This is a genomic window from Dyadobacter sediminis (assembly GCF_005860765.1).
Taxonomy (GTDB): Bacteria; Bacteroidota; Bacteroidia; order Cytophagales; family Spirosomataceae; genus Dyadobacter; species Dyadobacter sediminis.
In genome coordinates this window covers 1,049,815-1,064,036 of sequence record NZ_VCEI01000011.1, presented here as the reverse complement: position 1 = coordinate 1,064,036, position 14,222 = coordinate 1,049,815, and the positions used below count along the sequence as shown (strand labels likewise).

12 protein-coding genes are annotated in these 14,222 nt (G+C 45.6%); 5 read left to right on the top strand and 7 right to left on the bottom strand.

Features of this window, described 5'->3' with window-relative positions; all coding sequences use genetic code 11:
• Positions 1-48: 48 nt before the first annotated feature.
• Together FEM55_RS05135 and FEM55_RS05130 are read right to left on the bottom strand one after the other, a co-directional pair.
• Positions 49-246 carry a CsbD family protein gene (locus FEM55_RS05135; RefSeq protein ID WP_138280210.1) on the bottom strand — a complete coding sequence of 66 codons (198 nt, stop codon included), beginning with the start codon at positions 244-246 and terminating at the stop codon, positions 49-51.
• 181 nt (positions 247-427) lie between these two features.
• Positions 428-1,702 (bottom strand): beta-1,2-mannosidase, encoded by a 1,275-nt coding sequence (locus tag FEM55_RS05130; protein ID WP_138280654.1) that lies wholly within the window; start codon positions 1,700-1,702, stop codon positions 428-430.
• A 239-nt stretch (positions 1,703-1,941) separates the two neighbouring features.
• Here FEM55_RS05130 and FEM55_RS05125 point away from each other — a divergent pair, with 239 nt between their 5' ends.
• Positions 1,942-3,654: a DNA polymerase/3'-5' exonuclease PolX gene (locus FEM55_RS05125; protein ID WP_138280209.1), complete on the top strand. Its 1,713-nt coding sequence runs from the start codon at positions 1,942-1,944 to the stop codon at positions 3,652-3,654.
• Between the two features lie 27 nt (positions 3,655-3,681).
• Here FEM55_RS05125 and FEM55_RS05120 read toward each other — a convergent pair whose 3' ends face one another.
• The 5 genes from FEM55_RS05120 to FEM55_RS05100 form a co-directional block, all read right to left on the bottom strand.
• On the bottom strand, positions 3,682-4,311 hold the full coding sequence (locus FEM55_RS05120; protein ID WP_138280208.1) for a class I SAM-dependent methyltransferase: 630 nt from the start codon (positions 4,309-4,311) through the stop codon (positions 3,682-3,684).
• Between the two features lie 20 nt (positions 4,312-4,331).
• A complete protein-coding gene (locus tag FEM55_RS05115) occupies positions 4,332-5,264 on the bottom strand; it encodes a hydrogen peroxide-inducible genes activator (RefSeq protein WP_138280207.1) in 933 nt (310 codons plus the stop codon).
• 361 nt (positions 5,265-5,625) lie between these two features.
• On the bottom strand, positions 5,626-8,286 hold the full coding sequence (gene alaS / locus FEM55_RS05110; RefSeq protein ID WP_138280206.1) for an alanine--tRNA ligase: 2,661 nt from the start codon (positions 8,284-8,286) through the stop codon (positions 5,626-5,628).
• 90 nt (positions 8,287-8,376) lie between these two features.
• A complete protein-coding gene (locus FEM55_RS05105) occupies positions 8,377-8,661 on the bottom strand; it encodes a hypothetical protein (protein ID WP_138280205.1) in 285 nt (94 codons plus the stop codon).
• Positions 8,662-8,715: 54 nt separating this feature from the next.
• Positions 8,716-9,324 carry an RNA polymerase sigma factor gene (locus FEM55_RS05100; RefSeq protein WP_171036472.1) on the bottom strand — a complete coding sequence of 203 codons (609 nt, stop codon included), beginning with the start codon at positions 9,322-9,324 and terminating at the stop codon, positions 8,716-8,718.
• A gap of 294 nt (positions 9,325-9,618) precedes the next feature.
• Here FEM55_RS05100 and FEM55_RS05095 point away from each other — a divergent pair, with 294 nt between their 5' ends.
• The 4 genes from FEM55_RS05095 (at position 9,619) to FEM55_RS05080 (ending at position 14,086) form a co-directional block, all read left to right on the top strand.
• On the top strand, positions 9,619-10,005 hold the full coding sequence (locus tag FEM55_RS05095; RefSeq protein WP_138280203.1) for a hypothetical protein: 387 nt from the start codon (positions 9,619-9,621) through the stop codon (positions 10,003-10,005).
• A gap of 69 nt (positions 10,006-10,074) precedes the next feature.
• Positions 10,075-10,989: a sugar phosphate isomerase/epimerase family protein gene (locus tag FEM55_RS05090; RefSeq protein WP_138280202.1), complete on the top strand. Its 915-nt coding sequence runs from the start codon at positions 10,075-10,077 to the stop codon at positions 10,987-10,989.
• Positions 10,990-11,194: 205 nt separating this feature from the next.
• On the top strand, positions 11,195-12,559 hold the full coding sequence (locus tag FEM55_RS05085) for a 3-keto-disaccharide hydrolase (protein ID WP_138280201.1): 1,365 nt from the start codon (positions 11,195-11,197) through the stop codon (positions 12,557-12,559).
• 186 nt (positions 12,560-12,745) lie between these two features.
• Complete coding sequence (locus FEM55_RS05080) at positions 12,746-14,086, top strand: Gfo/Idh/MocA family protein (RefSeq protein WP_138280200.1); 1,341 nt, start codon at positions 12,746-12,748, stop codon at positions 14,084-14,086.
• The last annotated feature ends 136 nt before the right edge of the window (positions 14,087-14,222 follow it).

The window sequence follows — 14,222 nt, the reverse complement described above, 5'->3', positions numbered from 1 at the left end:
AAGCCCCGAAACATTTCGTTTCGGGGCTTTTGTTATTTAAAGAAGAGTTTATTTCGACCAGCTGCTGAATTCGGTTTCTACTTCTTCGCGGGTCTTGCCCAGCCTTTTTTGAAGTTTTCCAAGAAGTTCGTCTTCTTTTCCTTCTTCATAAGCCAGATCATCATCAGTCAAATCTGCATATTGCTGCTTTAATTTTCCTTTCAGCTCATTCCAGTTTCCTTTTAATTGTTGGGTGAAAGCACTCATGACTATGTAATTTTAAATGGAACAAATATGCTTTTACAAGCACGTATATACTTGAATTTCTAAAATTATCATTCCAGCGCCTGAATACTGTCCATAGATTCATCTGGAAAAAAGACTGAGAAAATATTTTCCCGTATAGTCCTTGAAAAGCTCCATTGCAGCTTTAACAGACCATTTTCCGTTATACTGTTGTACCGGTCAGCTTGTCCAGACGTACAATTGCCTGAATCATGGACCTGACCGAATGATAATTCACTTTCCAGGAATGGCTCATATGTTTCCAGATTGGTTCGCCTTGCCGCGTAAGCAGCGGCAGCCATTCGCCGACTTCGTGGCGGATCATATGGTCAAAAACAAACCGGTGTGTTGCATTGTAAGCTTTCAGGTATTTTTCATCTTTATAAACACGGTAAGCGTCCAGCATGCCGATGATGACTTCGGCCTGCTGCCAGAATTCCTTTTCCCGGTCGTAAACTTCGCCTGCATGCGAGCCTTCCACGTACACACCGCCAAATTCCCAGTCAATTCCGTGTTCGACGGCATGGTTGTAAGATGCCAGCAACTGCTCTTCGTATTCGTCATAAGGAATGCCTGCAATATCCAGCGCGTGCATCAGCAGCCATGCAAACTCCACATTATGGCCATAACTGGTATTATCCTCAGCCGAACTTTTCATGCCGTCTTCCGAAAACCGGTCCCAGCCCCAGATGATGTCAAACTTGATCTGCGGTGCAACCGTCCAGTCGGCCCAGAACTGCGGAATACCCGTTTTATACTGCGGGTGCATGATTTTATGCAATAGCAGTTGTATGATTTCCAGTAATTTACGTTTATGAACCTGTTCGCCGCTGGCTTCGTATAAAGTTGTAAAAGCTTCCATCAAATGCATGTGCGCGTCCAGCGTTTTGCGGTCGCCGCCAGCCGGGCCTGGGCCTTTCAATTCCCAGTTGCGGAAAAACATTTCAAAATAACCGCCGTAAAAGGTATCGGCGCCGTGTTTCTGAAGCAGGTCAAAAACCTTCGAAGCATATTCCAGTCCGCGAGGATCGCCGGTGGCCAGAGTATATTCGGCAAGGCTGTAAATGGCAAAACTGTGTCCGTAAACGATTTTTTCATCTATTTTTATATTGCCTTTCCGGTCCATAAGCCAGTAAAAACCGCCGTTTTCCTGATCCCACATTTTGTCGATCAGAAAATCAACGCCGTGCTTTGCAATGGCTGCATAACGTCCTTCTCCGTAACCCGCCCGGTGTGCGGATGAAAAGGTGAAAACAGTTCTGGTTTGTGCAATCAAAGATTTTTCATCTTCGCCGGAGTCATTTCCGTTGTAATCAAAATGCGTAATAAAACCGCCGTTTTCCTTGTCTACACAGCGATTTTCCCAAAAAGGCAGCAATTCGTTTGTCAGATGACTGTAAATTTCCTGTTTGTAATTTTTTAATTTGTCCGTATCCATTGGGCAGTTATAAGTCAGAATTAGGATTTTTAAAAATGCGTTGTCTGTTTTAACGGTATAAGCTGTATCGATATCCGGGTTAGTTGCGATACAGCCGGAGTTTTGGTCGTTATAAATAGTATTTAAGTCAGCCATATAAAATAACTACTTGAAACCTGCGGGACGATGAGCATGCGGAACATTTGCAAATGCTGAGACATACTTCGTAATTAGCGGCTCATTTTCCACCTGATACTGATATGAGCAATTCTGAAATTGTCGAGGTCCTTGAATTAACCGCTAAACTGATGGAACTGCATGGAGCCGATGCGTTCAAGATCAAGGGCTATTCCATTGCGGCTTTTTATCTGGACAAATACAAGGACGGCGAACTTCAGAACATGTCGGAGCAGGAGCTGACCAAATTGCAGGGAATTGGGAAAAGCACAGCCGGTAAAATTGTTCAGATCGCGAAAACGGGTACTTTCCCGGAACTGGAAACGCTGCTTGGCAATACGCCGCTCGGTGTCATGGAAATGTTCAATATCAAAGGGATCGGTGCCAAAAAAATTGCCGTATTATGGCGTGAACTGGGCATCGACAACCTGCACGAACTGGAACTAGCCTGTCTGAACGGAAGTGTCGCAAAAATCAAGGGATTTGGTGCCGGTACTGCACAAAAGATCCTGGAATCGCTTGCTTTCCTGAAAGATCAGGCGGGGAAACTGCGAATGGACAAAGCAGAAGTCATTGCAAATGTCATCGCCGGCGAACTGAAGAAAAGCTTTGAAAAAGTAGAAATAGCCGGTGACATCCGACGCAAATCGGAAATCGTTGAATCTATAAAAATTCTGGTGGCAACTGACTCGCCGGCATTGCTGCATACCGTTTCTGACGGACTGGAATTTCTGGTTCAGGATAAAAGGCAATCTTCACCGTTTGTATGGCGCGGCAATGTGAGCGATGTCGCCGTGGAAGTTGAAATCCTTGCCGTAAAGCCGGAACGAATTGTAAACGAGCTTTTTCTGGAAAGCGCAAGTGCGGAACATTTAGGTTATGCAACGCCTTCCGGAAGTACAATCTGGCGTTTTGCGAATTTTGAAACCCTTGAAGATGAAAATGCCGTTTATCAGAAAGCCGGCCTGCCGTACATCGTTCCCGAAATGCGCGAAGGCGCCGAGGAATTCAAGTGGGCCGAGAAATACAATGCGGATGACCTGGTTACATGGAACGATCTGAAAGGAATTTTACATAATCACAGCACTTATTCCGACGGTCAGGATACGCTGGAACAAATGGCTTTGCATTGCCGTGAACTTGGCTTTGAATATCTTGGGATTGCAGATCATTCGCAGACAGCCACTTACGCGCGCGGACTGAAAGCTGAAGATGTATTTCGCCAGCATGAAGAAATCAGGAATCTGAATGCGCGGTTTGCTTCCGAAAACCCGGAAAAGTCGTTCAAGATTTTGAAAGGAATTGAATCCGATATTCTGGGCGACGGCTCGCTGGATTATCCTGCGGAAGTACTTGCCTCATTTGATTACATTGTGGCTTCGGTGCACAGCAATCTCAGCATGTCGCAGGAAAAAGCCACTGCACGGCTGCTGAAAGCGATTGAAAATCCGTATACGACCATTTTAGGCCATCCGACCGGGCGTTTGCTTTTATCCCGCGAAGGCTATCCAATTGATCACAAAACCATTATTGATGCCTGTGCGGAACATAAGGTGGTGGTGGAAATAAACGCATCGCCGTGGCGGCTGGACATAGACTGGCGCTGGATTTCGTACTGCATGGAAAAAGGCGTTCTGCTGAGTATCAATCCCGATGCGCATTCCAGACAGGGATATCAGGATATGCATTACGGCGTTGCTGTTGCACGCAAAGGCGGACTTATCAAAGGTATGACTTTCAATGCCTTTTCTCTGGCGGAAATGGAAGCGTATTTAACAAAAAAGGCTCTTAAATAAGAGCCTGCATTTTTCTGCTGATGACGGTCATTCCAGTAATATAAAAGTCATGACCAGTATCCGCGGGATGCTTGTGCGGTCCTCATTGTCAAAGAATTCTTGTATGTCCTTGATTTCGAAACCGTATTTTTTGGCAGATTCCGTAAAATCTGAAATGTTGTGCGTAAAACAAGGTACAATCGTCTGGCCTTCTTCAGTTTCAAAACGTGCTTTCGAGCCTGAATACTGCTTGAAGGGATGCAGCTCACCAAGATAAATCATTCCGCCGGTTTTAAGCCTGTTGCCGGCCTGCTGAAATATGAAATCAAGGTTTTCAATATGTTCAAGTACAAGGCTGAAAGTAACCAGATCAAAGCATTGGTCTGTAAAATCCCAAGGCATGTTAATATCGGCCTGATGGAATTCTACATGGTAGCCGGCCAGTTTTTCCCTGGCTTTGGCCAGCATTTCTTCGGAAAGATCCGCAGCCACAAGCGTTTCGGTCCGGTTGACGAGCCATTGTGTGTTCTTTCCTGTACCGCAGCCGATTTCCAGTGCGCTGCTGAAATGTTTTTCTTCCAAAACCTGCCTTAATGCCATGGCTTCAAGGTCTCGGGTTCTGTTGACATTGCTGTCATATTGCTCCGACCATTTGTCGTATGCTTTCCGGGTGTTCATTAGTTTATGGTTCCGTTAAATTACAAAACACGCATTTCTATTTCTTTCTGAAAAATTTCCGGCGGTAAAAATGAAATAATTCCTGTTTTAAGGGCATCTATCAAACGGGTTTTCATTTGTTCGCGGTTTACGATCAGGCAAACTTCCCGGGCCGGTTCCGGAAACCTGAAATTCCGGATGTGCTTTTTTCGCTCCTCCGAAAGTTCCATAACCGCCATTTCCGGCAAAATAGTAATGCCGCCGTTTCTTTCCACCATGCGGATCAAAGTTTCGATACTGCCCGAACGATAACTGAAACTGCTGCCAAACTGACTGTTCCGGCTCAGTTCGCACAGGCGCTGTATTTGTGTTCGGAAACAATGGCCTTCTTCCAGCAGCCACAGTTCGTTTGGTTCAATGTCCGCAGGAAGAATATACTGCTTGGCGTACAAACCTGTATTGCGCGACACAAAGGCATAAAAGCGTTCTTTATACAACGGAATTTCCTGCAGACTGCTTTCTTCGGAAGTCGAGGCAATGATTCCGGCATCCAGATTTCCGAGTTTCAGTTCATGGATAATGCGTTCGGTAATCATTTCCGAAACGTGCAGCTTGATCTCCGGATAATTGGTGACAAAAGGATTTACAAAATGGGGTAAAAGATAAGGTGCAATCGTCGGGATAATGCCTATGCGCAGTTCTCCGGACAAATCTCCGTTAAAGTGTTTTGCTATTTCGTTCATCCGGGATGCTTCCCGCAGAATCACTTTCGCCTGATCAATGATCTGTCTTCCGATAGCAGTCGGAACAATCGGCTGTTTGGTCCGGTCAAAAATTTTTACCGAAAGCTCTTCTTCCAGCTTTCGGATCATCATGGATAAAGTTGGCTGCGTAACATTGCAGTGCTCGGCGGCATGCACAAAATGGCGGTAATTATCAATGGCAACAATGTATTCTAACTGCTGTATGTTCATTTGAACGTAAAATTTCCGGTTGGAAATCAGACAAACCGAATCTTGTAACAAGCAAATCCGGTTCGATGACATAAATTTTATTTATACAAAGATAGAAACAATCAGTTTGATTGATCATTTTAATTAGGTTTTACTATTTTAGAGGGTATTTAAAAATATAAAGTCGGTAAATAGGCGAGAAAATAGGCTCTGAAATACGGAGAGAGATGAAAGGATTGCATAGCGGTTAGTAATTCAAATAAATGCATTTCCGTTTGCACACCATCGAGGTTAAATGACAAGTACAAGAAGCGGCTGGCTCGGATTCCGAGCCAGCCGCTTCTTGTAAATTCACCTGAAAAATAGAAAGACTTAAAGGATCTTAAAATAATTCTTTTGCTCTTTCCAACGCACGTTCGAGCCCGCTTGCATCGGAGCCGCCGGCTGTTGCAAAAAATGGCTGCCCGCCGCCGCCGCCGCGGATCTCTTTTGCAAGGTCCTTCACGATTTTTCCGGCGTTAAGGCCCGTTTCCTGAACAATATTTTCAGCTATAAAGACGGAAAGCTGCGGTTTGCCGGCAATTTCCGTCCCGAAAACAGCAATCAGGTTTTCCACCTGGTCACGAAGTTCGTATGACAGCTGTTTCAGCGATTCTGCATTCGGAACATCCACTTTTTCGACCACGAGGCTGAATGTTTTATGTTTTTCCAGTCTGGCCAGCAATCCTGTTTTCAGGACCTGGATTTTTTCATGTTCCAGTGCCGCAATGCGTTTCTGCAGCGTATTGCGTTCATCCAGCAATGACTCAACCGCTTTAACCAGATCAGTCGGGCCTTTCAGAAGATCCTTGATTTTGTTCAGTGTTTCTTCCTGCTGGCGCATCAGTTCCAGTGCTTTTTCGCCGGTAACAGCCTCCACACGCCTTACGCCAGCGGAAACCGATCCTTCTGAAATAAACTTGAAAACACCGATTTTACCCGTTGAAGGCACGTGCGTCCCGCCGCAGAGTTCAAAGGAGAATTTAGGATCAAAAATGATCAGACGTACAAATTCGCCGTATTTTTCGCCGAATGTTGCCGTTGCGCCCAAATCCAGTGCCTGCTGGATCGGTACATTCCTTCTTTCTTCCAGTACGATATCTTCGCGTATCTTTTCATTTACGCGGTCTTCAATTTTCTGCAGTTCCTCATCCGTTACTTTCGAAAAGTGGGAAAAGTCAAAACGCAGTACTTCATCATTCAGGTACGATCCTTTCTGTCCGATATGCGATCCGAGGATTTCCCGCATGGACGACAGCATCAGGTGCGTTGCAGAGTGATTTGCCTTTATTTTATTTCTTCGCTCCACATCTATCCGTGCAACGATGATACCGGCTTGCTGCAAAGCTTCATCCAGGTTTTTATCCCTTGAAATATGCACAAAGAGGTCGTTTTCCTTTTTGGTATCGACAATCCGGATCGTTTTTCCTTCCTGATTGCTGCTCGTCGGATCAAGCACGAGTACGCCTGTATCGCCGATCTGGCCACCCATTTCTGCATAAAAAGGCGTACGGTCGAGTACGATATGGTATTCTTCGCCTGTTTTGGTCTTAACCTTTCGGTATTTGATAATATGACTGTGCGTTTCCTCGAAATCATAGCCCAAAAATTCCACACTGTCCGCTTCTCTCAGCTCTATCCAGTCCGTAGCTTCTTTGGCTGCATCCTGACGGGAACGTTTTTTCTGTTCTGCCAAAGCATCCTGAAATCCGGTTTCATCGATCTCAAAGCCCTTTTCGCGTGCAATCAGTGCGGTAAGGTCAACAGGAAACCCGAACGTATCGCTGAGTTCAAAGACTTCCTCACCAGCAATGACATTAACCTCTTTCTGTTTCAAGGAAGAAGTAATATTGTCCAGCCTTTTCAGTCCGGATTCAAGCGTTCTCAGAAAGCTTTTTTCTTCTTCCAGAATCACACGTGTCACAAATTCTTCCTGCGCTTTCAGTTCGGTAAACACATCTTTGAACTGATCCGCAAGTACCGCAACCAGCTTATAAAAGAAAGGCTCCTGAAAACCCAGGTAAGAGTAACCGTAACGCACGGCACGCCGTAAAATACGGCGGATGACATAGCCGGCTTTCACATTCGACGGCAATTGTCCGTCGGTGATGGCAAACGCAACGGCCCGGATGTGGTCCGAAATAACGCGCATGGCAATATCCGCAAACGGCTCGTTTCCGGCACCATAGTTTTTTCCTGACAAGGTTTCAAGAACCTGAATCGTATTCTGAAAAACATCCGTGTCGTAATTGGAAGTTTTATTTTGTACGGCCATGCAAAGACGCTCAAAGCCCATTCCGGTATCCACGTGCGTGGAAGGAAGCGGGATCAGCGAGCCGTCCGCTTTGCGTTCAAACTGCATGAAAACAAGGTTCCAGATTTCGACAACCTGCGGATGATCGTTGTTGACAAGTGACTTGCCGGAAATTTCAGCCACTTCTGTTTCCGGACGCAGATCGATATGGATTTCAGAACATGGACCGCATGGACCGGTATCGCCCATTTCCCAGAAATTATCCTTTTTGTTTCCAAGAATAATCCGGTCTTCTCCGACAATCGGCTTCCATAAATCCCATGCTTCCTGATCAAACGGCACACCGTCGGCGGAATTGCCTTCAAATACGGATACGTACAATCGGTCTTTTGGCAGTTTGTAAACTTCTGTCAGCAGTTCCCATGCCCATGTAATGGCCTCTTTTTTAAAGTAATCCCCGAAAGACCAGTTTCCCAGCATTTCGAACATGGTATGGTGATACGTATCAAAACCGACATCCTCAAGATCGTTGTGTTTTCCGGAAACACGCAGGCATTTTTGTGTATCGGCAATCCGGCGCGCAGGCGGCGTTCCGTTTCCCAGGAAAAAGTCCTTGAACTGCGCCATACCCGAGTTGTTGAACATCAGGGTAGGGTCATTTTTTGCGACAAGCGGTGCCGACGGTACAATTAAATGTTCTTTGCTGCGGAAAAAATCAAGAAAAGCCTGACGTATTTGATGCGAGGTCATTTTTTATATTTTGGTACTGGAACTTCACGGAATAAGCCGCAAAGGTAAGCAAAAACGATATAAAAAGATGACGGATAGGCAGTACAAAGGTTAATTCAGGCCTGTGTTTACGTAGGATTCCCGTGCGGTCTTATCGATTTTCCTTTCCAGTGCGGCAAACTGCCGTTTGATATGCCTGTTACTGAAATATTCTTCATCAAATTCTCTTTTCATGAATTCCTGATCCATCAGTTCCGCATACATTTCACGTCCTTCGGCGCTTTGAAGAAAAACGAGTGCCTGTGCAATTTCTTTCTGACTGCATCGGTTGCGGATAAACCGGCGGAAAAGGATCCGTACCGTTTCTATTTCAATCTGGGTTGCTTTTGGGTACATAACTGATAAAAGGAGTAAAATGCTTGAATATGTTTCATTGCTATTCACCGGTGGTTATATGGTGAGCGTAATATTATACCACAACAGGTATTCTTTGATAGATCGTGTAGCCTTGACAATGTGGTCGTTGACGGTACCAGCAGTTATGCCAAGCTGTTCGGCTGTTTCTTCATAGCTCTTGCCTTCTGTTTTGACCAGCGTGTAAATCACTTTCCTCTGCGGCGGAAGTTGCTCGATGGCTTTGTTCAGCAATGTATCGTATTCCTCATTCTGAAAGGTGGTTTCCGTATCCTCATGAAACTTTTCGCAGCCGATCAGGATCAGGCTTTTGATATTGATTTCCCTTGCGGCGCGGGTGAGCACATTCAGCGTGATGTTTTTACAGATTGCATACAGATAAGCTTTGAAATACTTGATGTTTCTCAGATTTTCCCTTTTTTCCCACACTTTGAGAAATACTTCCTGTGTAATATCTTCCGAGAGTTCAATAGACTTGGTAAACTTCAATGCATAAGCGAAAATTTTACGGTAATAGTCCAGATAAAGCTGCTTGAAAGCCGGTCTGTTGCCTTCTATGAGTAAAGACAACAATTCATCCTCAGGCATTTCTGAATAATTATACAAAGTCAGCAACGGTATAGTGTGTTTTGCTAAATTATTCAAATGCCGGATTAACTTCAATATCCAGATTTCCATCGGCACTTGTATTGTTGTAAATGGAATATCCTGATTATCCTTCGGTCTGATGGTGATTTTCAACAGATAACATTTTCCGGAGATGGGTGTACGGTAAACGGAAAAAGGAGTGCTGGATCCCTTGCAGATGTATTTTCGATTATGTGTATTTTCAGGGGGCATAAGGTTTATGAAAAGAGTATAAACCGGGATATGCATTCTTTTTTAAACGAAAGGTCTGACCAGTACCAAAGGATAATCTAATTTTTACACGCCACAAAAATGAAACCGTTTTCAGAGTTATCGGCTGAGGAGCTAGCGATGGAAAACCTGTTTATCAGGTGGGTTCGGTTTCCTGATGACCCGCCGATCCGTTCATTCTGGGAAAACTGGATACTGAAATATCCGGCTATGAAAGAAACGGTTGACAAAGCGCGTGAACTGGTTTTGACTGCCTCAGACTGGAAACCGGATACGCTGACCAATCAGGATATCAATTCCATATGGGACCGCATACGCAGTTCACTCGACATCATGTCCGACCGCGAACCCAAGGCACCTTCTTCCAAGCCGAACGGAAACGATCATGTCCTGCGTCGGATTATCCTGATCATCATGTCGGCTACCTTCCTTTTTTTTTTAATTTATTTTATTTTTAACAGCTTGTAAGTCATTGAGATTTAATTGTTTGTCCTGCTAGTTCGCATGCAAAATCCCGATCCGAAATCCTGTAATCCTATGAATGCAAAATCTGAGTTGACTAGAAGAAATTTTCTGGAACGTATTTCCATGGGAACTGCCGCAATACTTGCTTTTTCTGATTTACAGGCAGGGATCGTCAAAAAAGGCGACGTCAAAATCGGTTACTCGGCAATAACCTGGGGCGGAAAGGATGAACAGGCGATCAGCGATCTGGCTGCACTCGGGTTTAAAGGCGTCCAGTTGCGGGCGAATACGTTTGGCCCGTACCGGAACCGCGTTTCGGAACTCAAAGATGCATTAGTAAAAAACAACCTCACACTCTGCATGTTTTCCAGCGGGAACGTGGAAACGGATCCTGCAAAGCGGGAAAGTACCATTGATACGCACGTGGCGCACGCCAGTTTTGTGAAAGCGCTCGGCGGGAATGCATTGCAGCTGACAAACAGCCTGCGGCCAAAAGACCGTGCTCCGTCCGTGGAAGAACTGAAAAAACTGGCGGAGGTCATGAATGAAATCGGCAGGCAGACGGCCGATTTGGGCGTACAGGCTGTATATCATAATCATATGCATCAGCTTGGAGAAACGCCGGAAGAAGTGGACATCATTGTACAGGCGCTGGACCCGCGCTATACGAAGCTGCTGCTGGACATTGCACATTACAAACAGGGCGGGGGCGAGCCTGAAGATGCCGTCATCAAGTATAAAAATATCATTCATTCACTTCATTTAAAAGATACCAAGCCGGCTGATACCAAAAACGGGTACAAATTTGTCGAGCTTGGCGAAGGCCGTGTCAATGTGCCTGCGGTTTTTGCTGCATTGGACAAGATCAGGTTCAAAGGCTGGGCTGTTGTAGAGCTGGACGGCGTTCCCGATCCCGAAAAATCTCCGCTTGTATGCGCCGAGATCAATAAAAAATACATTACCGAAGTTTTGAAGTACCCGTTGTAAACATCCGGGTTCCAACGGGAATTTATAAGATTTTAACGCATTAATCTTCAATACAAAGGACCGGAATGCAAGTTCAAATTGAATCGTTTGCAAGGAATTTGTAGGGGTATTTGCAGCAATACTTCGTTATGTAGATGACAAGCCGTTTATTGCGCTTCAATCATTCATTTCCGGGTTCAGTTCCATCAATCAGTTTTCTATTACAATGAATCATTTTAAAATTTCTTTTTGCCTTTTTCTGCTGTTATCCTTTCATGCAGTTGTTGCCCAGAAGTCCGGAAACGGCTGGGAAAATCTTTTTAACGGTAAAGACCTCGCCGGATGGAAACAGCTCAACGGCAAGGCAAAATATGAAGTAAAGGACGGAGCCATTGTCGGGACTTCTGTCATGGACACGCCCAATTCTTTTCTGACAACCGAAAAAAACTACGGCGATTTTATCCTGGAATGTGACGTGAAAGTGGATAACAAGCTCAACTCCGGCATTCAGATCCGCAGCTTGTCCACGCCTGATTACCAGAACGGCCGCGTGCATGGTTATCAGGTGGAAATTGATCCGAGCGACCGCGCATACTCTGCGGGAATTTACGACGAAGCGCGTCGCGGCTGGCTGTATCCGCTGGATTTGAATGCAGCCGCCAAAAAAGCCTTTAAAAAAGAGGAATGGAACAAATACCGCATTGAAGCCATCGGCAACTCGATCCGTACCTTTCTGAACGGCGTTCCGGTAGCACATGTCATCGACGATATGACACCGAGCGGATTTATTTGTCTGCAGGTACATGCCATTGGCAGTAAAGATCTGGAAGGCACGCAGGTTAGCTGGAAAAATGTTCGCATACAGACCAGTAACCTGAAACCAAGTCCGGCTGCCAATATCCGTATTGTCAACCTTATTCCAAATGCACTGACGAGTGCCGAAAAAGCACAGGGCTGGTCGCTGCTTTATGACGGAAAATCTGCGGATCAGTGGAAGTCATACGGCGGAAATGATTTTCCGTCCAAACGGTGGAGTTACAATGACGGAACAATAACCATTTCCAAGTCAGACGGTTCCGAAACAGGCAATGACATCATTACCAAAAAACTGTATGGTCCGGCATTTGAATTTACTTTTGATTTCAAACTGACCGAAGGCGCAAACAGCGGCGTGAAATATTTTGTGGATCAGAAGTTCAGCTCCGGCGGCAAATCGGGTATCGGCTGTGAATATCAGGTACTTGATGATGAAAAACATCCGGATGCCAAACTGGGCAAAAACGGAAACCGTACCATTGCCTCTTTTTACGACGTTATTCCTGCTGACCGCCCGAGAAATGCCGTCAAAAAAATAGGAGAATGGAATCAGGGAAGAATTGTAGTACAAAAAGACGGTACCGTACAGCATTTTCTGAACGGGTACAAAGTGGTCGAATACGTTCGCGGTTCGCAGCAGTTCAAGGATTTTGTTGCCGATTCCAAGTTCAAGAATTTCGAAGGGTTCGGACTTTCGCAGAAAGGCAATCTGCTCTTGCAGGACCATGGTGACAACGTTTCTTTCCGCAGTCTCAGAATCAGGGAAATGGATTAGGCCGGAACCAAAAAGTGCTTCTAACTAAAAACCCGATCAGGAACATAGTATCAAGGGAGTAAAATCTGATTGTTGTTAAAGCATTCAAAATTTTGAGTTTAATCAACTTCTTATAGATTACAAATGTATTGTGCCAACAGCCATTTATTCTAACAACCCGTATCAACATTTTTACAGACCATAATTATGAACAGCAGGAGGGATTTTATAAAAAAAACAGCTTTGGCGTCCGCCGGAATTGCCGTTGGTTCCAATGCTTTCGGAGCTGCGAGTTACCGCCGTATACTTGGTGCAAATGACAAGGTAAGAGTAGGCATCATCGGCTTTTCCGACCGTTTCCGCAGTTCGCTTGCGCCCAGTTTTTCAGATCACGCCAAGGATATGAACTTCGAGTTTATGGGCGTTTCCGACTTGTGGAACCGCAGACGCGACGAAGCGGAGGCTTTTATGAAAGGCAAAAGCTATGCATCCGGTGAATTTGTGAAGGCGCGGAATAACGAAGAACTGCTTGGGCGAAAAGATGTAGACGCAGTGATTATCAGTACGGCTGACTTCCAGCACGCGCTGCATTGTGCCGAAGCCGTCAAGTCGGGCCGTGATGTGTATGTTGAAAAGCCGTTTGCAGAAACGCTGGAAGACGCCAAAGTTGCATTGCGGGCTGTGGAAAATTCAAAACAGATTGTTCAGGTGGGATCGCAGCGAAGAAGCGCACCCAATTACTGGGCTGCGTACGAATATATCAAATCCGGTAAATTCGGGGATATCACTACGGTTGAAATGACCTGGAATGTAAACCAGCCCGGCCGGTGGAGACGTCAGGAACTGGTATCGCAGATCAGAAAAGAAGATACCGACTGGGACCGTTTTCTGATGAACCGCCCGAAAGTGGAATGGAACCCGCGTTATTATCTGGAATTCCGCCTGTTTTATCCGTATTCTTCCGGCATTCCCGGCCAGTGGATGGCACACCAGATTGATACCGTTCACTGGTTTTCAGGGCTGGATGCGCCGCGGAATGTTGTTGCCAACGGCGGGATTTACACCTGGAAAGACGGTCGTACCAACGTGGATACATTCAGTGCCGCTTTCGAGTACGGCCCGTTTGACAACAAGGACAAAGGATTTCAGGTGATCTATTCTTCCCGGTTCAACAATGAAGCAGGCGGCGTAAAGGAGTACTATTATTCAAACGGCGGCATGATCAATCTGGATACCAACAAGATAACTCCGGAAGGCGGGCTTAAAGAAAAAGATGCCAAATCCATGGGCCTTCAGGCCAATCTGCTGCCGGAAATGGCACTGAAAACAGGTGATAAAATTGCAACGGATGCCAATACCGGAGCCGATCCGATGACCTCGCTGCACATGCGCAACTGGATGGAATGCGTAAGAAGCCGCAAGGAAACCAATGCACCTGCGAAAGTAGGGTTTAACCATTCGGTTGCCAACATTATGGCTACGCAGGCGCTGCATTCGGGCAAGCGCGTGAACTGGGACCCGACCAAAAAGGAGATTGTCCTGAGTTAAGAAAAGCAGATCATCAGAATCCAATCTGCGTATAAACTTGAAACCGCGTTCTTAAATAATCCGATTTACGTGAACCTTAAAAACACCGGCATAGCATTGGCCAGCTTTTCCCTTGCAGCAATAACGGGAATCGTAA

Excerpts from the sequence above, each read along its gene's own strand:
- FEM55_RS05125 (WP_138280209.1), top strand. The coding sequence starts at position 1,942 with ATGAGCAATTCTGAAATTGTCGAGGTCCTTGAATTAACCGCTAAACTG.
- FEM55_RS05130 (WP_138280654.1), bottom strand. The coding sequence starts at position 1,702 with ATGGATACGGACAAATTAAAAAATTACAAACAGGAAATTTACAGTCAT.
- alaS (WP_138280206.1), bottom strand. The coding sequence starts at position 8,286 with ATGACCTCGCATCAAATACGTCAGGCTTTTCTTGATTTTTTCCGCAGC.
- FEM55_RS05085 (WP_138280201.1), top strand. The coding sequence starts at position 11,195 with ATGAATCATTTTAAAATTTCTTTTTGCCTTTTTCTGCTGTTATCCTTT.
- FEM55_RS05095 (WP_138280203.1), top strand. The coding sequence starts at position 9,619 with ATGAAACCGTTTTCAGAGTTATCGGCTGAGGAGCTAGCGATGGAAAAC.
- FEM55_RS05090 (WP_138280202.1), top strand. The coding sequence starts at position 10,075 with ATGAATGCAAAATCTGAGTTGACTAGAAGAAATTTTCTGGAACGTATT.
- FEM55_RS05120 (WP_138280208.1), bottom strand. The coding sequence starts at position 4,311 with ATGAACACCCGGAAAGCATACGACAAATGGTCGGAGCAATATGACAGC.
- FEM55_RS05135 (WP_138280210.1), bottom strand. The coding sequence starts at position 246 with ATGAGTGCTTTCACCCAACAATTAAAAGGAAACTGGAATGAGCTGAAA.
- FEM55_RS05105 (WP_138280205.1), bottom strand. The coding sequence starts at position 8,661 with ATGTACCCAAAAGCAACCCAGATTGAAATAGAAACGGTACGGATCCTT.
- FEM55_RS05080 (WP_138280200.1), top strand. The coding sequence starts at position 12,746 with ATGAACAGCAGGAGGGATTTTATAAAAAAAACAGCTTTGGCGTCCGCC.
- FEM55_RS05115 (WP_138280207.1), bottom strand. The coding sequence starts at position 5,264 with ATGAACATACAGCAGTTAGAATACATTGTTGCCATTGATAATTACCGC.